The organism is Agromyces flavus, assembly GCF_900104685.1.
In the GTDB taxonomy this organism is placed as follows: Bacteria; Actinomycetota; Actinomycetes; order Actinomycetales; family Microbacteriaceae; genus Agromyces; species Agromyces flavus.
Map to the genome: position 1 here is coordinate 3,033,457 of NZ_LT629755.1, position 22,458 is coordinate 3,055,914.

General features: G+C 69.4%; 19 protein-coding genes and 1 pseudogene. 8 read left to right on the forward strand and 12 right to left on the reverse strand.

The window, feature by feature from the left end:
- Nucleotides 1–95 precede the first annotated feature (95 nt).
- The 4 genes from BLT99_RS14360 to dnaA all read right to left on the reverse strand — a co-directional run bounded on the left by BLT99_RS14360 (nt 96) and on the right by dnaA (nt 5,063).
- Entirely contained in the window at nt 96–575 is a 480-nt protein-coding gene (locus BLT99_RS14360) for a DUF721 domain-containing protein (protein WP_092673891.1), read from the reverse strand.
- On the reverse strand, nt 568–1,851 hold the full coding sequence (gene recF / locus BLT99_RS14365) for a DNA replication/repair protein RecF (protein ID WP_092673894.1): 1,284 nt from the start codon (nt 1,849–1,851) through the stop codon (nt 568–570). The genes BLT99_RS14360 and recF overlap by 8 nt, the downstream gene beginning before the upstream one ends.
- A 150-nt stretch (nt 1,852–2,001) precedes the next feature.
- On the reverse strand, nt 2,002–3,156 hold the full coding sequence (gene dnaN, locus BLT99_RS14370; protein ID WP_092673897.1) for a DNA polymerase III subunit beta: 1,155 nt from the start codon (nt 3,154–3,156) through the stop codon (nt 2,002–2,004).
- Nucleotides 3,157–3,578: 422 nt separating this feature from the next.
- Complete coding sequence (gene dnaA / locus BLT99_RS14375; protein ID WP_092673900.1) at nt 3,579–5,063, reverse strand: chromosomal replication initiator protein DnaA; 1,485 nt, start codon at nt 5,061–5,063, stop codon at nt 3,579–3,581.
- A gap of 411 nt (nt 5,064–5,474) precedes the next feature.
- Here dnaA and rpmH point away from each other — a divergent pair, with 411 nt between their 5' ends.
- The 6 genes and pseudogenes from rpmH (at nt 5,475) to rsmG (ending at nt 8,665) form a co-directional block, all read left to right on the forward strand.
- On the forward strand, nt 5,475–5,612 hold the full coding sequence (gene rpmH / locus BLT99_RS14380; RefSeq protein ID WP_022879826.1) for a 50S ribosomal protein L34: 138 nt from the start codon (nt 5,475–5,477) through the stop codon (nt 5,610–5,612).
- Nucleotides 5,613–5,620: 8 nt separating this feature from the next.
- Nucleotides 5,621–6,001 (forward strand): ribonuclease P protein component, encoded by a 381-nt coding sequence (rnpA, locus tag BLT99_RS14385; protein WP_092673903.1) that lies wholly within the window; start codon nt 5,621–5,623, stop codon nt 5,999–6,001.
- A gap of 1 nt (nt 6,002) precedes the next feature.
- Nucleotides 6,003–6,293: pseudogene (yidD, locus tag BLT99_RS18325) on the forward strand (membrane protein insertion efficiency factor YidD); the annotation flags it as partial.
- A gap of 213 nt (nt 6,294–6,506) precedes the next feature.
- Nucleotides 6,507–7,475, forward strand: a complete 969-nt coding sequence (yidC, locus tag BLT99_RS14395; RefSeq protein WP_092673909.1) for a membrane protein insertase YidC — start codon at nt 6,507–6,509, stop codon at nt 7,473–7,475.
- 5 nt (nt 7,476–7,480) lie between these two features.
- On the forward strand, nt 7,481–7,978 hold the full coding sequence (locus BLT99_RS14400) for a Jag family protein (protein WP_092676449.1): 498 nt from the start codon (nt 7,481–7,483) through the stop codon (nt 7,976–7,978).
- A 27-nt stretch (nt 7,979–8,005) separates the two neighbouring features.
- Nucleotides 8,006–8,665 carry a 16S rRNA (guanine(527)-N(7))-methyltransferase RsmG gene (rsmG, locus tag BLT99_RS14405; RefSeq protein WP_092673912.1) on the forward strand — a complete coding sequence of 220 codons (660 nt, stop codon included), beginning with the start codon at nt 8,006–8,008 and terminating at the stop codon, nt 8,663–8,665.
- 699 nt (nt 8,666–9,364) lie between these two features.
- On the opposite strand, the gene BLT99_RS14410 is transcribed toward rsmG, so the two are convergent.
- Entirely contained in the window at nt 9,365–9,673 is a 309-nt protein-coding gene (locus tag BLT99_RS14410) for a hypothetical protein (protein WP_092673915.1), read from the reverse strand.
- Nucleotides 9,674–11,516: 1,843 nt separating this feature from the next.
- On the opposite strand from BLT99_RS14410, the gene BLT99_RS18105 reads away from it, so the two are divergent.
- Nucleotides 11,517–12,389, forward strand: coding sequence for a ParA family protein (locus BLT99_RS18105; RefSeq protein ID WP_229724455.1), 873 nt, complete (start codon nt 11,517–11,519; stop codon nt 12,387–12,389).
- Nucleotides 12,389–13,363 (forward strand): ParB/RepB/Spo0J family partition protein, encoded by a 975-nt coding sequence (locus tag BLT99_RS14420; protein ID WP_092673922.1) that lies wholly within the window; start codon nt 12,389–12,391, stop codon nt 13,361–13,363. The genes BLT99_RS18105 and BLT99_RS14420 overlap by 1 nt, the downstream gene beginning before the upstream one ends.
- A gap of 45 nt (nt 13,364–13,408) precedes the next feature.
- On the opposite strand, the gene BLT99_RS14425 is transcribed toward BLT99_RS14420, so the two are convergent.
- The 7 genes from BLT99_RS14425 to BLT99_RS14455 all read right to left on the reverse strand — a co-directional run bounded on the left by BLT99_RS14425 (nt 13,409) and on the right by BLT99_RS14455 (nt 22,438).
- Nucleotides 13,409–14,368: a D-alanine--D-alanine ligase family protein gene (locus BLT99_RS14425; RefSeq protein WP_092676452.1), complete on the reverse strand. Its 960-nt coding sequence runs from the start codon at nt 14,366–14,368 to the stop codon at nt 13,409–13,411.
- A 17-nt stretch (nt 14,369–14,385) separates the two neighbouring features.
- Complete coding sequence (locus BLT99_RS14430; protein WP_092673925.1) at nt 14,386–15,705, reverse strand: aminotransferase-like domain-containing protein; 1,320 nt, start codon at nt 15,703–15,705, stop codon at nt 14,386–14,388.
- A gap of 186 nt (nt 15,706–15,891) precedes the next feature.
- The gene (locus BLT99_RS14435) at nt 15,892–16,884 is read right to left on the reverse strand and encodes an IS481 family transposase (protein ID WP_157675004.1); all 993 of its coding nucleotides are present in this window, start codon (nt 16,882–16,884) and stop codon (nt 15,892–15,894) included.
- Nucleotides 16,885–16,998: 114 nt separating this feature from the next.
- The gene (gene trxA, locus BLT99_RS14440) at nt 16,999–17,322 is read right to left on the reverse strand and encodes a thioredoxin (RefSeq protein ID WP_092673929.1); all 324 of its coding nucleotides are present in this window, start codon (nt 17,320–17,322) and stop codon (nt 16,999–17,001) included.
- 84 nt (nt 17,323–17,406) lie between these two features.
- A complete protein-coding gene (gene trxB / locus BLT99_RS14445; protein WP_092673932.1) occupies nt 17,407–18,414 on the reverse strand; it encodes a thioredoxin-disulfide reductase in 1,008 nt (335 codons plus the stop codon).
- A gap of 168 nt (nt 18,415–18,582) precedes the next feature.
- The gene (gene murJ / locus BLT99_RS14450) at nt 18,583–20,205 is read right to left on the reverse strand and encodes a murein biosynthesis integral membrane protein MurJ (RefSeq protein ID WP_092673935.1); all 1,623 of its coding nucleotides are present in this window, start codon (nt 20,203–20,205) and stop codon (nt 18,583–18,585) included.
- On the reverse strand, nt 20,198–22,438 hold the full coding sequence (locus BLT99_RS14455; protein ID WP_092673938.1) for a DUF6049 family protein: 2,241 nt from the start codon (nt 22,436–22,438) through the stop codon (nt 20,198–20,200). Before BLT99_RS14455 ends, murJ begins: the two co-directional genes overlap by 8 nt.
- Nucleotides 22,439–22,458 lie beyond the last annotated feature (20 nt).

Consider the following 22,458-nt stretch of genomic DNA (forward strand, 5'->3'; position numbering starts at 1 on the left):
TGGCGACCCTTGATCCTATCAAGTCCGGCCGTGCGCTCGGCGGCTCCGCGCCGATCTGAGGGGTCGACACGGGTGAAGTGACCGATTTTGCCTTCTCAGCCGTAGGTGTCGCGTGGACCGCGCCCTGGAACCGATCTGGGGCCCTTTTTCCAGGTGGGGGCATCCGGCCCTTGGAAGCGGATGGTCTCGACCCCCGCGCCCGGAAACCGCTCGAGGATCGCCGCGAGCAGCTCGCCGCGCATCATCCGCAGCTGGGTGGCCCACGCCGTGGATTCGCAGCGCACCTGGAGCACGCCGCCCTCGATCGCGATCGGCTCGGAGTGGCGGGCGATCTCGTCGCCGGCGATGTCGGGCCACGTCGCGAGCAGCTCGTGCTGCGACAGCGGTCCGGTCCAGCCGAGCTGCGACGTGAGCTGGTCGATGGCGGAGCCGAGCGACCTCGGATCGCGGCCGGGGGTGAACGGCTCGCTGCCGGAAGCCTCGGGCGCGCGGGAGCGCGCCCGTCCGGGCCGGATCCGGGGCTCGCCGCCGAAGATCTCGCGGAAGTGCTGGTAGGTGCGAGCGGCCTCAGACACCGGATGCCTCCCGCTGACGCTCGTCGGCGGGGCCGGCGCCGGTCGACTCGACCGCGGCGTCCTCCGTCGCGGCGCCCGGGTCCACGATCTGGCCCGCGTCGATGCGCACGACCCGGCTCGCGAGCGGCTCGGGGACGTCTTCGAGCACGGCCGCGGTGATGAGGACCTGCTCGTACCCGCCGATCGCGGCCGCGAGTCGCTCACGGCGCAGCCGGTCGAGCTCGGCGAACACGTCGTCGAGCACCAGCACGGGGTCGCCGGTGGTCGAGTCGCGGCGCAGCAGCTCGGCCGCCGCGAGCCGGAGCGACAGCGCGAACGACCAGGACTCGCCGTGACTGGCGTACCCCTTGGCGGGCAGGCCGTTGAGCAGGAGCTGCACGTCGTCGCGATGCGGACCCGCGAGCGTGATGCCCCGCTCGAGCTCCTTGCGGCGGAGCGCGGCGAGCGTCGCGGCGAATCGCTCGGCGGTGGTGGTGGAGTCGGCGGCACCGCGGTAACCCGAGGCGGCGGTGGTCGGGTCGGTGGTCGCCGTCGGGCCTGCGGCCGCGCCATCCGTCGCCTCGTCGTCGGGATCGGCACCGTCGACCGAGAGCACGGGCCGGAGCTCGGGCGCGTGGTCGGCGTCGACGATCGAGCGGTACGCCGCAGCGACCGGCTCGCGCAGTTCGTCGATGAGCTCGAGCCGGCGGTCGATGAGCTCGGCGCCGAGCGCGACGAGTCGCTCGTCCCAGATGTCGAGCGTGGGCAGTTGCGCCGCCGCGAGCCCGCGGGCGCGGGCGCTCTTGAGCAGCGAGTTGCGCTGCTTGAGGACGCGCTCGTAATCGCTCATGACGCCCGCGAGGCGCGGCGTGCGCTGCACGAGCAGCTCGTCGAGCATGCGGCGTCGGACGGAGGGCTCGCCGCGGACGATCGCGAGGTCCTCGGGCGCGAACAGCACGCTGTGGGCGTAGCGCGGGAGGTCGCGCGGCTTGGCGGCGCCACGATTCACCTGCGCGCGATTGGCGCCCTGCCGGTTGAGCTGCAGCTCGAGCAGCACTTCGCGTCCGCCGTGCGCGAGCACCGCACGCACGATCGCGGCGTCGGCGCCGGCACGGATGAGCGCCTGGTCACTCGACACCCGGTGCGATCCGAGCGTGGCGAGATAGCCGATCGCCTCGACGAGGTTGGTCTTGCCCTGGCCGTTGCGCCCGACGATGACCGTCGCACCCGGTCCGAAGGCGAGGTCGGCCCGGCGGTAGTTCCGGAAGTCGGTGAGCGAGAGCCTGGCGACGTGCACGGTGCCGCTCCCTTCTCGCGAACCACCACGCTACCCCCAGCAACCGACAGCGCGGGTGTGTCGGTCGAGGAGCACCTGACGCGCGTCTCGGGACCTCCTGAGGCCGGGTTTCGAGACGATCGCTTCGCGACCTCCTCGACCCGCAGAGGCCTATCTCAGCAGGAGGTTCGGCTGCAGCAGGTAGCGGTAGCTGTCGGCGCCGGCCTGCTCGCGCGAGGTCTGGCTCGTGATGAGCACCGGCCCGGGCTTGTTGGGATTCTCGGTCTTCGTGAACGAGATGCGGACGAACTCGCTCGGCACCGCCTGCAGGCCGTCGAGCAGGAACTGCGGCTTCAGCGAGACGACGGTCTCGTCACCGGTGAGGATCGCGTCGATCGACTCGGAGGCCTGCGCCTGCTCGCTGCCGATCGCTTCGAGCGTGAGCCCGTCGGGCGTGAAGGTGTAGCGGAGCGCGGCCTCGCGCTCGAGCACGAGGGCGACGCGACGCGTGGCCTCGATGAGCTCGGCCGTGTTCACGACGGCGTAGTTGTCGACCGTGTCGGGGAAGAGCCGGCGCACGGGCGGGAAGTTGCCCTTGATGAGCAGGGACGTCACGGTCTTGCGGTCGGCGCTGAACGCGATGAGCTCGCGATCGTCGCGGCTGGTGATCGCGACCGAGATCGTGCCGGAATGGCCGAACGTCTTGCCGACCTCCTGCAGCGTGCGCGCGGGCACGAGGGCCGCGAGCCCGGCGTCGCCGTCGCCGGCCACCCCGCCGCCGTCCCAGTCGATCTCGCGGATGGCGACGCGGTAGCGGTCGGTCGCGACGAGGCTGAGGTGGTTCTCGCGGACCTCGAGCTGTACGCCGGTGATGACGGGCGTGACATCGTCGCGGGATGCCGCGACCGCGACCTGCGCGACGGCCGACGCGAATTCCTCGGCCGGCACGACGCCGGTCTGCTCGCCGATCTCGGGGATGGAGGGGTACTCCTCGACCGGCATGGAGAGCAGCGTGAAGCTCGCCGAGCCGCAGGTGACGGAGATGCGCGATTCCTCGGTGGAGACCTTCACGGGCGCGTTCGGCAGCCGGCCGGCGATCTCGGCGAGCAGTCGGCCCGAGACGAGCACCGTGCCCGGCTCCTCGACGTCGGCCTGGATCTGGGTGCGGGAGGAGACCTCGTAGTCGAACGAGGAGAGCACGAGCCCGTCGCCGCTCGCCTGGATCAGCACCCCGGACAGGATCGGCAGGGTCGTGCGCTGCGGCAGCAGCTTGACGGCGAAGGACACGGCCTCACTGAAGACGTCGCGATTGACCTGGAACTTCACGGTTCTCCCGTCGTGGAGGGCTGGATCGGCTCCCATGCTATCCGGACGGTCATTCCCGGTGCCGGGATTTCCGGGCTCCGATCCGCTTCCGACTCCGAGGTTGTCGGGAGCCCTGGCATAACCCTCTATCTCTTAACGGTGTTAACCGGTGTGGAAACTGTGGATGGTGTGCGGTGATCCGCGAGACGACGGGCGAAGCGCGCCATCCGGGCTGTGCACGGTGTGTGGAAACCGGTGCGGTCGGCTCATGGCCGGTGCGCACGCCGTGCGGAGTTTTCCACAGCCCCACGAGGCGTCTCAACAGTCGTGGCGCGGTTGCTCGTCAACAATCCACAGATTGTCCACACCTGTGCGGAATCGCTCGAGCGTCCGTTTCGAGGGTCGCCGAACGGGCCGGTCGTCCTGCGACGCGCGACGCCGGATCAGCGGAAGCGCGAGTTCTGCTTGATGCGCGCGGTGAGCTCGGTGACCTGGTTGTAGATGGAGCGACGCTCCTTCATGAGCTCGGAGATCTTCTTGTTCGCGTACATCACGGTCGTGTGGTCGCGGTTGCCGAAGAGCTGTCCGATCTTCGGCAGGCTGAGGCTCGTGAGCTCGCGGCACAGGTACATCGCGATCTGACGCGCCGTCGCGACGGCCTGCGAGCGGCTCGAACCGTACAGGTCGTCGACCGTGAGCTTGAAGTAGTCGGCGGTGGCGGTGATGATGTCGACCGGCGCGACCACGTTGTCGGCGTCATCCGTGATCAGGTCCTTGAGCACCGTCTGCACGAGGGGCATGTCGACCGGCGTGCGGTTCAGGCTCGCGAACGCCGTCACGCGGATGAGCGTGCCCTCGAGCTCGCGGATGTTGCTCGAGACCTTCGAGGCCATGTACTCGAGGATGTCGTCGGGGACCTGGAGGTGTTCGTTCTGCGCCTTCTTCCGCAGGATCGCGATGCGGGTCTCGAGGTCGGGCGCCTGGACGTCGGTGATGAGGCCCCACTCGAAGCGGCTGCGCATGCGGTCCTCGAAGCCCGTGAGGTGCTTGGGCGGCACGTCGCTCGTGATCACGACCTGCTTGTTGTGGTCGTGCAGCGTGTTGAAGGTGTGGAAGAACGCCTCCTGGGTCTCCGCCTTGCCCTGCAGGAACTGGATGTCGTCGATGAGCAGGATGTCGATGTTGCGGTAGCGCTGCTGGAAGAGCGAGCCGCGGTTGTTCGCGATCGAGTTGATGAAGTCGTTCGTGAACTCCTCGGAGGAGACGTACCGCACGCGGATGCCCGGGTACAGGCTCATGGCGTAGTGGCCGATGGCGTGCAGGAGGTGGGTCTTGCCCAGGCCCGAGTCGCCGTAGATGAAGAGCGGGTTGTAGGCCTTCGCCGGCGCCTCGGCGACCGCGACCGCGGCCGCGTGCGCGAATCGGTTGGACTGCCCGATGACGAAGCTGTCGAAGGAATACTTGGGATTCAGCCGCGCGTCGCGGGGCCGATCGGGGTTGGTGTCGAAGATCGCCGCGGGAGGCACCGGCGAGTCGACGAGGCCGGCGGGTCCATCCGGCACGGCCGTGAGGCCGCCGCCCATCGGCGAGAGGCTGGTCGGGCCGCCGGCGAGGCCCATCCCGTTCCCGCCGGGCTGCATCTCGGGCTGGCGCAGTTCCTCGAGCTCGGGATTCACGACGACGTAGAACGAGGTGACCGGCGACGGCGCATCGATCACGCTCATCGCCGACAGCAGCGACACTCGCATGCGCTGGTTGAGCATGCTCGCGGTGAAGTCGTTCGGGACCTCGAGGTAGAACGTGCCGGCCGCGATGCCCTTGGGTTCGACCAGGTTGAGGAAGCCCTGGAGCATCGGCGTGATCGCCTCATCGTCCGACAACCGATCGAGGACGGTCGCCCATGTGTCGGAAATGGGCTGTTCGGTCATTGCTCCCCGCAATCTTCAAGGCACCGTCGTTCGGCCGCTCGTCGTCCCCCGAACGACAGGTCGAGCGGCCCGAGGTGATGTGTCCACAGCTCTCCACCGCCTGTGAGCGAAGCTGCGAGAAGCGCGGATTTCCGCTGTGCAGGCTGGGGATAACTGGTCTCACACGCTAGCGAATCGCAGTGGCCCGGACAAATGCCGATTCGAGGATCGAGGAGGTCCCCGGCGTGTCGATCCGGGCACGAAGCTGTGGATCGGTGGAGAATGTCAGGTCAGGAGTGCGCCTCGGTTTGACCGCGGCATCCGCAGGCCGTAGTTTTAATCAGTTGACCGCAGCCCTTTCGGGCACCGAGTTTTCCCGCCGACGCACCTGTGACGCGTCCGTGCGCGGAGATCCCAAGCCGGAGAAGAAGAATGAGCAAGCGTACGTTCCAGCCCAACAACCGCCGCCGCGCCAAGAAGCACGGCTTCCGCGCCCGCATGCGCACGCGCGCCGGTCGCGCCATCCTCTCGGCCCGTCGCGCCAAGGGCCGCACCGAGCTCTCCGCGTAAGTTCCTCGGTGCTCGCCAAAGCCAACCGCATCACGAGCGCCGATGACTACCGGTTCATCGTGCGCCGAGGTGCCAAGGTCGCCGGTGCCCACTCCGTGAGCTATCTCCGCTCGACGGAGGCGGGCGCCGACGCGCGCTTCGGCTTCATCGTGTCCAAGAAGGTCGGCTCGGCCGTGCGCCGCAATCTCGTGCGTCGCCGGCTCAAGGCGGCATGCCGCGAACTCGTCGACGACGGACTGACCGCGGTCGACCTGGTGGTCCGTGCGCTTCCGAGTGCGGCGGCCGCCGACTACCCTGCGCTACGGGCGGATGTCGCGACCGCCGTCTCCCGCAATCGTCGTCGCGGTCCGGCGCTCGCGCCTGCCGCGACCGCCGCAGAAGGGCCCTGACGTGCGCGACCTCGCCTGGTTCGTGTGGCTCCTCCCCCGCAACGTTGGCGTGCTGCTCATCCGCGCCTACCGGGCCGTCGTCTCCCCCCTGTACGGCGATGTCTGCCGCTACTACCCCACGTGCTCCGCCTACGGCCTCGGCTCGGTCCAGCACCGCGGCCTCGTCGTGGGGTCGGCGCTCACGGCCTGGCGGATCGTGCGCTGCAACCCGTGGTCTGCCGGCGGCGTCGACGACGTGCGGATGCCGGCTCGTCGGCGCTTCCACATGACGCGCTTCGGCTTCGTCATCCCACCCGGGTGGGCGTCGTCCTCGCGTCCTGGCGGTCGGCACGCCGGCATCGCGCGGTCCGGACGCCGCCGGGCGTCGACGCCCGTGCCCGACCGGCATGCCGGTCACACGCACCCGCCGGTCACTCCCGCCCCGGATGCCGTGGCATCCCTCGCCCACGACGCCGTGGGCACCGAGCACTCCCCCATCACGTCCCGGAAGGACTGACCCGCTCCAATGGACATCATCAGCATCATCCTGTGGCCCATCAAATGGGCCATCGAGCTGATCCTCGTCGCGTTCCACTCGTTCTGGTCGTTCCTCGGACTCGACCCGAATGCGGGCGTGACGTGGGTGCTCTCGATCGTGGGCCTCGTGCTCGTCGTGCGCGCCGCGCTCATCCCGATTTTCGTCCGCCAGATCAAGAGCCAGCGCCGCATGCTGGAGGTGGCGCCGCAGCTCAAGAAGATCCAGGACAAGTACAAGGGCAAGAAGGACCAGTTCTCGCGCGAAGCGATGTCGCGCGAGACCATGGAGCTCTACAAGAAGACCGGGACCAACCCGCTCTCGTCCTGCCTGCCGCTCCTGCTGCAGATGCCGATCTTCTTCGGCCTCTTCTCGGTGCTCAACGACGCGCAGCACGATAAGGCGGGCGTCGGCCCGATGACGCAGGAGCTCGCGAACTCGTTCGCGAACTCCGAGTTCCTCGGCGCTCCGCTCAAGTCGACGTTCATCGGCGAGTGGAACCTCATGATCGCCGGTGACCCCTTCAGCATGTCGACGCTCATCATCGCCCTGACGATGATCGTCCTGATGACGGCGTCGCAGTTCATCACCCAGCTGCAGATCGTCTCGAAGAACATGTCGCCCGAGACCAAGGCGAGCCCCATGTTCCGGCAGCAGCGCATCCTGCTGTACCTGCTCCCGCTCGTGTTCGCGGTGTCGGGCGTCGCCTTCCCGCTCGGCGTCATGTTCTACTGGCTCGTCTCGAACTTCTGGACCATGGGTCAGCAGTTCGTGGTGATCCGCAACATGCCGACTCCGGGCAGCGAGGCGGCGAAGGCGCGCGAGGCGCGTCTGGCCCGCAAGGGCAAGCTCGTGATCGAGTCGCCGTCCGAGTCCGCTCAGGATGTCGCGAAGAAGCCCACCACGCAGCGCCAGCAGCCGGTGAGCAAGAACCGCGCGAAGAAGCAGAACAGGAAGTGACCTCGATGACCGACGTCCAGCACGACGCCGCGACCCGCACCCTCGAGCAGCTCGAGGAGGAGGGCGACATCGCCGCCGACTACATCGAGGAACTGCTCGACATCTGCGACCTCGACGGCGACATCGACATCGACGCGCGCAACGGCCGCGCCTACGTGTCCGTGCACGCCGGCGAGGGGACGAACCTCGCCGTGCTCGCCCGCCCCGAGACGGTCACGGCGCTCCAGGAGCTCACGCGCCTGGCGGTGCAGACCAAGACCGGCGTTTTCTCGCGGCTCATCCTCGACGTCGGCGGCTCGCGCGACGCGCGTCGCGACGAGCTCGCACGCCTCGTGGGCCGTGCCGCCGAGCGCATCGAAGCGGGCGCGGCCGAGGCGGCGCTGCCGCCGATGTCGTCGTACGAGCGCAAGCTCGTGCACGACCTCGTCGCCGAGCGCGGTCTCCACTCGGAGTCGCGCGGTGAGGGTTCCGAGCGTCACACGGTGATCACCCGAGTCGGCTGAGATCCGCAGCACCGTTTCACGTGAAACATGACTGACCCCTCCCCCGGCTGGCGCGAGGCGCTCGAGCCCGAACCCGCTGCTGCGGCGGCCGTCTTCGGCGAGCACCTTCCCACCGCGCGACGCTTCACCGAGAACCTCGCCCAGTACGGGGAGGAACTCGGCCTCATCGGCCCGCTCGAGCTGCCGCGACTGTGGTCTCGGCACGTCGTCAACTCCGGACTGGTCGCGCCGCTCCTGCGATCCGGTCTGATCGGCGATGTCGGCTCCGGCGCCGGCCTTCCCGGGATCCTGTTGGCGATCGCGCGACCCGATGTGCACCTGACGCTGATCGAGCCGATGGAGCGACGCGTGGCCTGGCTGAACCGCCAGGTCGGCGAACTCGGTCTCGACAACGTCGATGTGGTGCGCGCTCGTGCTGAGGAGGCGAAGCTCAAGGGCCGCCTCGACCAGGTGACGGCTCGCGCCGTGAGCGCGCTCCGCACGCTCATCCCGATCACCGCCCCCCTGCTCCGTCCCGGCGGTGAACTGGTGCTGATGAAGGGCGGCGGCGTCGAGGGCGAGATCGGCGCGGCCGAGAAGGCGATCCGCAAGTACCGCCTGCAGGACGTCGAAGTGGTCGTTCTGGGCGAGGGTGTCGTGGATGACGTGACGCGTGTGTTCCGCGCCCGCGTGCCCGTTCAGGCCTAGGAGTCGGTCGGAGACGGGGTACACGCGGTCGTGACCACGTCGGGGTGTCCCTTCCATGCAACGTGTGCCACCGACGTCGCCCCGCCGAATCGAACGTCAGGTGATTTCCGCTTCGACGCGTCGATCGCGCACGTCGACTCCGAGGTCGCGTCGACGGTTCGGCGGAGAAGGGCTCGGAGCCGATGTCTGGCGGGCTCCTTCCGTTGAGAAGGATGTATCGACCTCAGGTTGTGAACCTGCAACGACGTTTCACGTGAAACGGCACCCGTCGCGCCCGTCGCATGCCGAAACGGAGTTCGGGTCGACGATACGACAATCGGTCTCAGTGACGATCACCTTTGCTTGGGAGTGATCTGGCGTGAAGCGGAGCCGGTGGTGTTTCTCGTGGGCCAACGCCTTCGACTCATCCTGAGTGTCGCGGCGACTTCCAACGGTCGTCCAGTGCCCTCCCGCCAAGTCAATCAGAGAAGGCGAGGGATCGCTCTGTCCTGCAATATCAGGGAGTGGGTGTGACGTCGACAGATGTGTTGGCCTCTCGAGCTCCGCCGCACGCTCAGGATGCAAGCCGTTGGCGTGGGGCGCGTGGTCGAGCGTGGATGCATCGAACTACGACGTCCGTCTTCCGCGGCCGTCCGAGTTCGGAGTGGCCGTGATGGTGGATTCGTCCGTCGCGTCCGCCACGAACGAACTCGGGCGAGCTCACGTGTCGCGAGCCATTTCGCTTGCGAGCGAGTCTGCATCCGCGCCATGAGGTCCGTCACTCGAGCCGGCCTGCCCGGAGGAATGACGCAAGGCCCACGCGGCACCGCCGATCACGGCTGAGCCGGTGATCATCGTGGTGGCGATTCCGACGAGCAGAAGAATCGACCCACGCAACGTCGCGACCTGCACTTCGTCGTAGGGTGCGTAGTCGGTCAGCTCGACGACGACGATGACGAGCATGAACCCGAGCAGGAGGAGAACGCCGCCGACGATCACGAGGCCGAGCTGATAGGGGTTGCGCGACATGAGTCAGGTCCTTCCATCGCCGTCGTGACGCCAGTCTTCCGCCACGACCGCGCCATGGGAACTGGCGAGTTTGCGCATATGGCGCCGGTTTGGAGTCGCCCGCACCACCTGTGTCCTCGCCGAATTCTGGGTCGGTCGTCGCCGGCGCGTCGATCTGCACGTGGGCAAAACGAGTGGTTGCCTCCACGGGAGGTGACCGGCGTGATCGCCCGATCGCGTCTTCGCATGTTTCACGTGAAACGGCGAGGAATACTTCGCCAAGGACGACACCTCCTGCGACATCGTGCGCCCCGAACCACACCGCCTGATCCTTCGAACGGCCGCGGTGTCCGTGGCTCGGCTGCATCGAAGGCGTTCATCGGCTCTGAGTTTCCCCGAGACCCCCTGAGTCCGGTACTGGTCGGCGCATCGCCGAGGTGCCGCACCGAGGGCGGCGAGTCGCCCGGTGCCAAGACCGGCCAGGTCGTGGTGCCGTCCGAGGGCCGCGAGCTCCCGCGCGATGGTCGCATTCCTGTCGCGACCGGGGGCGCGCACGTGGGCGAGCTCGTTGACGATCCGGTTCGCCCGAGGAGGCCGCGGTCGATGAATGGTGCGATGCGAGCGAATCGTCCACGAGCGTTCCGCGTGACCGACGCCAACGACAACGTAGCCCTGCCCAAGGTGGCCACGTCGTCGCGAGGACGTTTCACGTGAAACGATCCGCCGGGAATGTGCCCGAAATGCTGGGGTCGGTCGCGGGCGATCATGGGCGCGCACCTGTTTCACGTGAAACGGACCAGACGCACGAGCTTCACTGCGTCCGTCGGGATACCGGGCGGCAGGTCGCGAAACGTCGAAGTCGAGCACGAACGCCGTCCGGGGTGGCAGTTAGGCTGGGGTGTCGAAGATCGCCGCTGTCCGGGTGGCGGGAAGTCGAACGGGTCAGGAGAGTGGCATGGCGCATGGCGGGGGGCGTGGCTGGTTCCACCGGAGGAAGCCTCGACCCGAGCCAGAGCCGATCCGTGCACCCGAACCGACCCGACTGGAGGCGTTCGAAGCGGAGCAGGCCACCCACGCTCGAACGAACGGAAACGACCGACCTGTGACCACCGCCACGACACCCGGCGACCTCGACGCGCCCTTCCGGCCGCCGTCGGAGCACGCCGCTCCGACGCCGCCCGCGCCGACGGAGATCTCGAATCACGACCGCGCCGTGAGCCCGTCGTCCCAGACGTCCGAGAACGAGCGATACGCTCCTCCGTCCTCGGTCGATCGTCCGACGTCGGTGCCCTCGTCCCCCACGAACACGGTCGCAGGCCCGCCTCCGCACGCTCCAGGTTTCGACTGGGATGCGGCGACGGCCGCGGCGCTCTCCGACGAGCAGGACTCGGGAGTCCCCACAGGCAGCGTCCCAACGACGCATCGGAGCGACCCCGACAAGCTGCTCGAGGACATCATCCGCGAGATCGTGGGCGATGCGACGGCCGAGACCGTCTCGAGCCTGCACCAGCCGCGGGCCGTGCAGGAGCAGTCGACCGACGAGGCCGCAACGCCGGTTTCGACGACGCCGCGTGTGGTGGCCGTCGATCAGCTCGTCGAATCCGCTTCGCCGGCCCCCGAGCTCGACGACGAATACCGCGTATTCGACGAGCCCGCCGGCGACGGCGCAGAAGCGGGCGCCCAGGTCTCAGTCCAGCCAATTACCGCTGATCTCGTCCCGCGTGCCGCGGCAGACGACGGGCAACAGTCGACTGACGCGGCCACCGCTGCGCTCGCCTACTCCCCCGTCGCCGCGCCGTCGACCGTCGCCGAACCCCCCGCCGATGTTTCACGTGAAACACACGAATCCTCTGGAGGCACTCCACTGGCCGATCAGCTTGCCGACGAGACCCGCCGGCGACTCGCGCTCGCGGAGGCGGTGCTGCCCCTCCCCGCCTCGACGCGCATCTTCACCATCTCCAACCAGAAGGGTGGCGTCGGCAAGACGACCTCCGCGGTCAACCTGGCCGCCGCACTGGCTCGCACCGGTGCGAAGGTCCTCGTGATCGACCTCGATCCGCAGGGCAACGCCTCGACCGCCCTCGGGGTCGAGCACCGATCCGACCAGCAGAGCGTCTACGACGTACTCGTCAGCGACCTTCCCCTGGCCGATGTCGTGCGCTCGTCGACCGAGCACGAGCGACTCGACTGCGTCCCGGCGACGATCCACCTGGCGGGCGCCGAGATCGAACTCGTCTCACTGGTGGCGCGCGAGCAGCGACTTCGCCGCGCGCTCGACGCCCACCTCGACGGAATGGACCAGCCGTATGACTACGTCTTCATCGACTGCCCGCCGTCGCTCGGCTTGCTCACGATCAACGCGTTCGTCGCTGCCCGTGAGGTCCTCATCCCCATCCAGTGCGAGTACTACGCGCTTGAAGGGCTTTCGCAGCTGCTCAGCAACATCGAGTTGATCGAGCGTCACCTGAACCCCGAGCTGCGTCTCACGACGATCCTGCTGACCATGTACGACTCCCGTACGAACCTCGCACAGCAGGTGGCGCAGGAGGTCCGCGACCACTTCCCCGGTCAGACGCTCGAGACGATCATCCCCCGCTCGGTCCGCGTCTCGGAGGCGCCGAGCTACGGCCAGAGCGTCATCAGCTACGACTTCGCGTCCAGCGGTTCGCTCTCGTACCGAGAGGCCGCGGCGGAGATCGCCTGGCGCGGAGCATCCGCAGACAAGGAGCACGACTGATGGCAACGAAGCGCACGGGCCTCGGCCGGGGCATCGGAGCACTCATCCCCACGACCGAGGACGCACCACGTGCGACTCGGCCGGTCGACGTGTTCTTCCCCGACAGTGACGCTCCGAAGCCGGCCGTTGCGGCGGTCGAGAGTGCGGCCGACGCGAACCTGGTCATGGTTCCCGGCGCCCACCTCTCACGGCTCGATCCCGATGACATCCTTCCCAACGCCCAGCAGCCGCGCAGCGTCTTCGACCCCGAGGATCTCGCCGAGCTCGTGCACAGCGTCCGCGAGTTCGGCGTGCTGCAGCCGATCGTGGTTCGTCCGCATCCCGATCAGCCCGGCAAGTACGAGCTCGTCATGGGGGAACGGCGCCTGCGGGCGACCAAGGCTGCGGGCCTCGACACCATCCCGGCCGTCGTCAAGGAGACCGCCGATGAGGCGATGCTCCGCGATGCGCTGCTCGAGAACCTCCACCGGTCGCAGCTGAATCCGCTGGAAGAGGCCTCGGCCTACCAGCAGCTGCTCGCCGACTTCGGGATCACGCAGGAGGAGCTGGCGACCCGCATCGGGCGCTCGCGACCGCAGATCTCCAACACGCTCAGGCTCCTGAAGCTGCCCGAGCCAGTCCAGCTCCGGGTGGCGGCCGGTGTGCTGAGCGCCGGGCATGCCCGAGCCATCCTCGCCGCGGGCGATCCCGAGGCCATGCAGCGGCTCGCCGACAAGATCGTCAACGAGGACCTCTCGGTCCGCGCCGCCGAGGCGATCGTGGCCGAGACGCCCAAACCCGGTCGTCCCAAGCCCGCGGCGGGCAAGCGCCAGGAGTTCCTCGACGACCTGTCCACGCGCCTCGGAGATCGACTGGACACGCGCGTACGGATCAGCCTGGGCGCGCGAAAGGGCCAGATCAGCATCGATTTCGCGACTGTTCAGGACCTCCGACGCATCCTCGGCGAGCTCGGCGAGGACCTCGAGGGACTCTGAGCCGGCTCCGGAGCGCCCGACGCTCCGAGGCGGTCGCCGCGCCGCTCAGGCGGCGCGGGCGACCGCGCCACGAACGAGCGCGTCGTAGACCGTCGCGGCATCGGTGTCGGACGCCTCGATGGCGAGCGGAACGAGCGAGGTCTCGGTCAGGCCGGGAAGCACATTGGCCTCGAGGAACCACGGCGTGCCCGCGGCATCCACGATGAGGTCGACGCGCGAGAGGTCGCGAAGGCCCAGCGTGCGGTGGGCGAGCAGCGCGGCGTCGGTCGCGCGCGCCACCGTCTCGTCGTCGAGGCGGCACGGCGCGAAGAACGTGGTCTCCCCAGCGTTGTATCGCGCCTGGAAGGAGTACACGCCGGTGGTGGGGACGATCTCGACCGCGGTCAGTGGGCGCGGCGCGCCATCCGTCTCGACGATCGCGATCGCGAGCTCGGTGCCCACGACACGACGCTCGACGATGGCGATGTCGTCGTAGGTGAACGCGTCGACCATCGCCCGCGGCAGCTCGGTCGGGTCTTCCACGATGGTCACTCCCTGCGCCGAGCCGCCGGCCCCCGGCTTCACGACCAGGTCGCCGTCGAGCGCCTCGCGCACGACGCGCAGCACGCTCGCGGCGCCGAGTTCCCGGAACGCCTCGTGCGAGAGCACGATGGAATCCGGCACGGCGACACCCGCCTGCGCGACGAGCGAGGTCGCGACCGGCTTGGACCACGCGCGACGGGCCGCCGCACCGGTCGAGCCCACCGTCGGCATCGCGATCGCCGCGAGGAGCTCGAGCAGCGAGCCGTCCTCCCCGCTCGATCCGTGCAGCGCCGGGAACACCACGTCGGGGCGTCGCTCGGCCAGGTACGGCAGTAGCCCGGCATCGGGGTCGCGCAGCTCGACCCGGTGGCCGGCCTGCAGGAGCGCATCGGCGACCCGTCGACCGGAGCGGAGCGAGACATCCCGCTCGTGCGAGATGCCACCCGCGAGCACGACGACGGAGAGTCCGGTGGATTCGCTCATGATCAGGGGTTTCTCCACTACTTGAGATCGGTGGGCGGGGCGAGTTCGATGCCGGGACGATCGGGCGACTGCAGGGATCCGGTGCCCGCGAAGGTGTCGAGGAGATCGAGCTCGCCGTTGACGACCGTCGCGAGGCGCCGGATCCCGAGCCGGATGGCATCGGGCGTCGGATAGCAGAACGAGAGCCGCATCGCATGCCGTCCGCGACCGTCGGCGAAGAACGCCGTGCCCGGGGTGTAGGCGACGAGCTCGCGGACCGCGCGCGGCAGCATCTGCTTGGAATCGAGCACGTCGGGCAACGTGACCCACACGTAGAATCCGCCGTTCGGGTTCGTCCAGGATAGCTGCGGGAGGTACTCCCCCAGCGCCTCGACCATCGCCTCCTTGCGTTCGCGATACACCCCTCGGAACGCGTCGATCTGTCCGCGCCAGTCGGCCTGCGACAGGTACTCGGAGACGACGAGCTGGCTGAACGACGAGGGCGAGAGGATCGCGGACTCGGCGGCGAGGATGAGCTTCTCGCGGATCGCGTGCGGCGCAAGCGCCCAGCCGACGCGGAACCCGGGCGCCAGGGTCTTGGAGAACGAGCCGAGGTAGACGACGCCCTCGGGATCCATCGAGCGCAGGGCGTCGGGCGCCGGCTGGTCGAAGTGCAGCAGGCCGTACGGGTTGTCCTCGAGCACGAGGATCTCGTTGGAGCGGCAGATCTCGAGGATCTCGGGGCGTCGCTCAGCCGAGAGCGTCACGCCGGCCGGGTTGTGGAAGTTCGGGATCGTGTACAGGAACTTGATCCGCCGACCCTGCCCGCGCAGGTGCGCGATGGTCTGCCGCAGCGCCTCGGGGATGAGCCCGTCGTCGTCCATCGCCACGTGCACGACCGACGCCTGGTACGAGCGGAACACGCCCATCGCGCCGACGTACGAGGGCGCCTCGGCGAGCACCACGTCGCCGGGGTCGAGGAAGAGCTTCGCGACGAAGTCCAGTGCCTGTTGCGATCCGGTCGACGTCACCACGTTGTCGACCGAGGCCCGGATCCCCTCGAGCGACATCACGTCGAGGATGTGCTCGCGCAGCGACGGAATGCCCTGTCCCGAGCCGTACTGCAGGGCGACCGGGCCCTGTTCGCGCATGACGCGCTCGAAGGCCGACGTGATGAGTTCCTGCGGCAGCGCCGACACGTACGGCATGCCGCCCGCGAGCGAGACGACCTCTGGTCGCGAGGCCACGGCGAACAGGGCTCGGACCTCGGACGCGGAGAAGCCGGCGGCTCGCTCGGCGTAGTTCGCGTACCAGGGGTCGAGGTTGTTGCCGGTCCGCTGGGGGACGTCAGGGGTCACAGGTGCTGTCCGTTCTGCTCAGGATTCTCATGCTAGTCACCGCTCGAAGGCGGATGACGCGGCGTCGCGCGCCGACGGATCTCGCCGAGCCGGGCGGCGCGCCGAGCCATCCGCGCCGCCCCTGAAGACGCAGAAGACCCGCCCGGCGGCTGCCGGACGGGTCCTGTTGCGATGCGAGGCGGCCGGCTACGTGTGATGTCCAGGCAGGTTGTTGAGTCTGCTGATGGGTGCGGCTCCGATTGCGGAGTGCTGCCTGTGGTGATTGTAGAAGTGCAGCCAGCCGGGGAGCGCAGCGCGGCGTTCGGTCTCTGATCCGTAGAAGCGTGCGTATGCCCATCCGTCGGCGAGGGTTCGGTGGAATCGTTCGATCTTGCCGTTCGTCTGCGGCCGGTAGGGACGAGTCCGTTTGGGTTGAATGCCGAGCTCGGCGCACGCGTCACGCCAGGCGTTGGAGCGGTAGGCCGGGCCGTTGTCTGAGAGCACTCGTTCGACGGTGACCCCGTGGTCGGCGAACCACGCGACTGCGCGTTGCAGGACCGCGATGGCGGTGTCGGCTTTCTCGTTGTGGCAGATCTCGACGTAGGCGACGCGGGAGTGATCATCGATCACCGTGTGTAGGAACGCGGTGCCGATGTTCGGGTGTCCCTTCTGGGTCCGTCCGGTACGCACCGCAGTTGCCGCCTTGTTCTTGTCGCCTTGTTGCTTGCCTGTGAACCGCCAGCCGCCGCCGTCGGGGATGTTGCCGAACTTCGTCACGTCGACGTGGATCATCGAGCCCGGCTTCTCGTGCTCATAGCGGCGGATCGGTTCCCCGGTGACCCGGTCGATGCGAGACAGCCTGTTGATCCGACATCTCGTGAGCACGGCGTGCACGGTGGAGACCGGCATCCCGAGTGCGCCGGCGATCTGCGCCGGCCCGAGCCGACGACGCCACCGCAGCTGCACGATCTGTTTGACCGTTGCCGGCGGCGTCTTGGTCGGCATCGAGTGCGGGCGGCTGGAACGGTCCGTCATTCCGGCCGAACCTTCAGCGCGATAGCGTGCCGCCCACTTGCGGGCGGTGACGGGCGAGACCATGAACATCCTCGCCGCGATCGCCGGTGGCCACCGCTCTTCGACGACCAGCTTCGCGAGCCGCAGACGGGCGCGTGGAGTGAGAGCAGCGTTAGCGTGGGACACGAAGGCCTCCTGTTGCGTGAAGCGGTTCCTAGACAGCTCCACTTCACAACGGGAGGCTTTCGCCCGCCAGCAGATCACACGCGATTCACGAAGCAACGTCCTTGGACATCACAGCTAGGCGATGTAGGCGGCGAGGTCGGCCTCGAGGGCGGGCTTCGGCTTGGCGCCGATGACGGTCTTGACGACCTCGCCCTTCTCGAACACCTTGAACGCGGGGATCGCGGTGATCTGGTACTTCATCGCGAGGCCGGGGTTCTCGTCGACGTTGAGCTTGACGATGTCGAGCTTGTCGGAGTGCTCGGTCGCGATCTGGTCGAGGATGGGGCTGACCGCGCGACACGGCCCGCACCACTCGGCCCAGAAGTCGACCAGCACGGCCTTGTCGTTGTTCAGGACCTCCTGCTCCCAGGTGGCCTCGGTCACTGCGCGTGCAGTCATGGGTGTTCTCCTCTCGGTGAAGTCGATGCGACGGTGACGTCGCTGAGCCGGATGTCGCGAAGCGGGCCGGAACGGCCGGAGCCGTCAGCCCACCTCGGCGAGCCGGTCGATGGCGACGGCCTCGTCGACCGCCTCGGCCTCGGCCTCGGCGGCCTCGGGCGTTCGCGAGTCCTCGAGGGCGGCGAGGTAGTGCTCGGCGTCGAGGGCGGCGACGGTTCCGGAGCCGGCCGCCGTGACGGCCTGGCGGTAGGTCGGGTCGATCACGTCGCCTGCGGCGAAGACGCCGACGACCGACGTGCGCGAGGATCGCCCGTCGACGTGGATCGTGCCCTCGGGCGTCAGGTCGAGCTTGCCGTGCACGAGGTGGGTGCGCGGGTCGTTGCCGATCGCGACGAACAGGCCATCGAGGTCGAGGCCGCGCACGTCGCCGGTCACGGTGTCGCGCAGGGTCACGCCGGTCACGGCCGAGTCACCGTGGATCGCCTCGACCTCGGCGTTCCAGATGAACTCGATCTTGGGGTTGTCGAACGCACGCTGCTGCATGATCTTCGAGGCCTTGAGCGAGTCGCGGCGGTGGATGACGTAGACCTTGTCGGCGAATCGGGTGAGGAAGGTGGCCTCCTCCATCGCGGAGTCGCCTCCGCCCACGACCGCGATCGTCTTCTCGCGGAAGAAGAAGCCGTCGCACGTGGCGCACCACGACAGGCCGTGGCCCGACAGGCGCTCCTCCTCGGGGAGGCCGAGCTTGCGATAGGCCGAGCCGGTCGCGAAGATGATCGCCTTCGCCTCGTGCTCCCCGCCGTTGCCGAGCTTGACGCGCTTGACGGGGCCGTCGAGCTCGAGCTCCACGACGTCGTCGTAGACGACCTCGGTTCCGAATCGCTCGGCCTGCGCCTGCATCTTGCCCATGAGGTCGGGGCCCATGATGCCCTCGGGGAAGCCCGGGAAGTTCTCGACCTCGGTCGTGTTCATCAGCTCGCCGCCGATCTCGACGGAGCTGGCGATGAGCATCGGCTTCAGCTCGGCCCGGGCCGCGTAGATGGCGGCGGTGAAGCCCGCCGGCCCCGACCCGATGATGATGATGTCGCGCAAAGCCGCTCCTGTCTCCTGCATCAGCGCGGCACCCGGTCGAGCGGATGCCACGACATGTGGAACACAGTCTAGGCGGCGGCTATTCCGGGCGACCGGCGCTCACGGGCGGGTCACAGGAGCGCCGCAGGGCGGCGGTCGCGGATGTCGCGCCGCGCCATCCGCCCGTCGTCACCCGCGGCGGAGCCGCGCGAGGGCCGGCCCGACGAAACCTCGCAGTTCGGGCGAGCGCAGGAGCCACAGGATGGCTCCGTACATCGCGGCCATCACGACGCCCACGATGGCCATGACGAGGATGGCGCTCCAGCGGTCGGCGACCGCGAATCCGCCGTCGCGGAACGCCCCGAACGCCCAGGCGATCGCGACGCCCGCGGCGATCGGGAGGATCACCGCGACGAGGTCGCGGCCGAGGCTCGTCACGACGTGACGTCCGTCGAGGGTGCCGAGCTTCGGGCGCAGCAGCGCCACGGCGAGGCCGAGCTGGATGACGCCCGCGACGGTCGTCGCGAGCGCGACGCCGACTGCGATCCACTCGCGCGGCAGGAACAGCAGGCACGCGAGCGCCGCGAGCGAGAAGAGCACGACCTGCACGAGCGTGAACAGGAACGGGGTGCGCGTGTCACCGAGCGCGTAGAAGGTGCGCTGCACGACGAACAGCACGCTGAAGGCCACGAGGCCGATGGCGAAGGCGATGATGACATTGCCGAGCGCCGACACGCTCCCGAAGTCGCCCGGCTGGAACACCGCCGCGAACGGGTAGGCCACGACGATGAGCACCGCCGACGCGAGCGTGAGGATGAGCCCGACGCCGCGTACGGCGCCGGAGAGGTCGTGGCGGACCCGTTCGAGCTTGCCGTCGCGTGCGTGCTCGCTCATGCGCGTGAAGTACGCCGTCGCGATGGACACGGTGATGACCGAGTGGGGCAGCATGAAGATCAGCCACGCGGCATCCGTCGCCGCGACCGATGCCCCGTACCCCGACGCCTCGCTCACGACGCGGGTCTGCACGATGCCGGCGAGCGTCGTGAGCAGCAGCATCCCGAACGTCCAGCCGGCCATGCGACCCGCCGAACGCAGGCCGACGCCCCGCCAGTGGAAGTCGAGGCGGTAGCGCAGGCCGATGCGGCGCCAGAACCAGAACAGCACGACCGCCTGCGCGACGATGCCGAGCGTCGCGGTGCCGGCCAAGAGGGCGACCATGCCGGGCGTCCAGTCCTCGGCCGTGCGGCTGCCGGTCGGATCGAAGCCGAACAGCAGCCCGAACGCGACGAGGCCGACGAGGGCGACGACGTTGTTGAGCACCGGAACCCACGTGAAGGGCCCGAAGCTGCGACGGGCGTTGAGCACCTCGCCGAGGAGCGTGTAGAGCCCGTAGAAGAAGATCTGCGGCAGGCACCAGAACGCGAATGCCGTGGCGAGGGCGAGCGTCTCGGGGGGGAAGTTGCCGCCGTAGATCCACGCGAGCAGCGGCGCGAGCGCGGTCGCGAGCACCGTCGCGGCGCCGATCACGACGAGGGCGAGCGTCACGAGCTTGTTGATGTACGCGCTGCCGCCGTCCTCATGGGTCGCCGCACGCACGATCTGCGGCACGAGCACCGCGCTCAGCACGCCGCCGGCGACGATGACGTAGACGGTGTTCGGCAGGCCGTTGGCGACCGCGAACGCGTCGGCGCTGGCCGAGCCGACCACGCCGATGGTCGCGGCGAGCACGATCGCCTTCAGGAATCCGAGGATGCGCGAGACGATCGTGCCCGACGCGAGGAAGAGGCTCGCGCGGGCGATGCGGTCAGTCATGCGTGGGGTCCTCGGCGGGTCTGGCGGTGTCGGATGTCGCGGGGGCGGTCGCGGACGCGGGTGCCGTGTCGCGATCGGGCTCGGGCTCGGGTCGGGGCTCGGGGTCGGGCTGGTCGACGTCGGGAGCGCGCTCGGGTGGCGCGGGCGCGGCCGCGGATGCCTCGGCCCGGGGTGCGGGCGTCACCGCAGCGACCCCGGATCCCGCGGGCGTGCGCCGGCGGCGACGGAACGCGCGGATCAGGCCGATCGCGAAGACCGCGATCACGATGCCGGCGATGACGGCGGCACCGACGCCCTCCCAGTCGGCCTGGACGTTGGCGGGCACCCGCACGCTTGAGCCTACGGGCGTGCCGTCGGGCGAGGTCAGCGAGACGACGAGCGTCACCTCGCCGCTGCCGACGCCCGCGGCGACGGGCACGCTCACGGTGCCGCGGCTGTCGGCTTCGACGGTGGCCTCGACGGGCTCCTCGACGATCAGTCGGCCGTTCGAGGGCGCGACCTGCACGGTCACGTCGACCGGGTACGGCAGGTCGTTCTGCACCGTGATCGGGATGCCGGTCTCGGTGGCGACCACCAGCACGCTGCTGCTCGGCACGATCGAGACGGCGTCGGTGACCGCGCGCCGGTCGACCAGCCACGTGCCCACGGCGTCGGTCCACTCCTCGGGACGGTCGAGCCATCCGACGTCGAGGAGGGCGAGGAGGTCTCGGCGCGTGGGACCCGTGAGCACCGTCGGGTCGGCCAGCACGTCGGAGAACTCGTCGACGGCGCGCTCGGCCGACAGCAGCCGGCCGACGTTCTCGATGCGCTGCCCATCCTCGGGCATCGACACGAGCGTCCGCTCGGCGGGAGGCGCGCCGACGGCCTCGGCGAGCGTCGCGGAACGCGCCCACGGACCCGATGCGACCGCCTCGATCGTGGACGCGACGCGGTCGGCGTCGAGGCCTGCGGCGCGGTCGAACGTGCCGAGCAACGTGACGGGCGCGTCCTCGTCGGCGGCGAGTGCGAGCTCGGCGAGCGCGCGGGCGGTGGCGCCGCGCCACGCGGTCTCGGATGTCGCCGACGCCGCCGCGCGCAGGGCGTCCGTGACCTCGGCATCCGCGACCACGGCGGCCCGGCCGTCGATCGTCGCTCCCGCGTTCACGGCCGTGTCGACGGGCTCGACGTTGCCCGAGGCGAGGATCGCCGTGGTCAGCCCGCCCGCGGCTAACCAGTCGAGGTCACCGGTGGCGACGGTGTCGTCGGCAGGCCAGGCGATGTCGGTCCGGGTGAAGTCCCACTCCAGCAGCGTGGCCATGTCGGGAACCGCCTCGGGCGCGGGCGTCGCCTCGCCGTCGCCGGCCTCGGCCGGGAAGTCTGCCGGGTCGATCGCGTCGCCGAAGCCGAACGGCTCGAGGGGCTCGTCGACGCCGGCCTGCGCCTGAGCGGCGAGGTCGGCGTCTGCATACGCCAACGGGAATGCCTCGTTCGGCATGGCCGCGAGTCGTTCCAGCCAGGCCACCGCGCTCTCGGGCGCCGACGCTCCGAGGATGCGGATGGAGGCGGGGATCCGGGGATCGATCCCCACGGCCACCGGGCGGCCCGAGACGGCGTCGAGCTGTCGCGTGAGCAGGCCGGCCGGCCCCGTCCAGGATTCGAGGAGATCGGCCGGGATGAGGCCCGTCTCCTGCGGCGGCACGGTCAGCGGGTAGGCCAAGGCGAGGCCGGCGGGCGCTGCGGGCACCACGGCGGAGTTCGCGACGATGGTACGAGCGGAGGACACCGTGCCGCCGTCGACCTCGAGTGAGGCCGCCAGGCCGATCACCGGCTCGTCGGCGTCGGTCGCATCGGCAGGGAGCGTGAAGGCGAGGGAGGTCGCGGCACCGACGGCGAGCGATGCCGTGGCGCGTTCGGCGACGGGCTCCACCTCGGCGTCGGGGTCCTCGGGATCCGTCGAGACGCCGAGGAGCAGCGCGCCGGCGCGGATCGCGTCGTCGGAGCGGTTGACGATCTCGACGACGACCTCGATCGGCCGGCCGGCTGCGACCGTGGTGGCCTCGGCAGGCGCCACGCTCAGCCGCACTCCATCGGATTCCTCGCTCGGAGCGGCGGCCGGCGCGGCCACTGAGGCTGCGTGCGCCGGGCTCGCGGACGGCAGCGCGGCACCGGCGACGCCCAGGGCGCAGGCGGCCCCGGCTGCGGCGAGGATGAGGAGTCGGCGGACGCGTCGATGGGAGGTCGACTCGGCCGGCATGGTGGCGATTCTACGGCGTG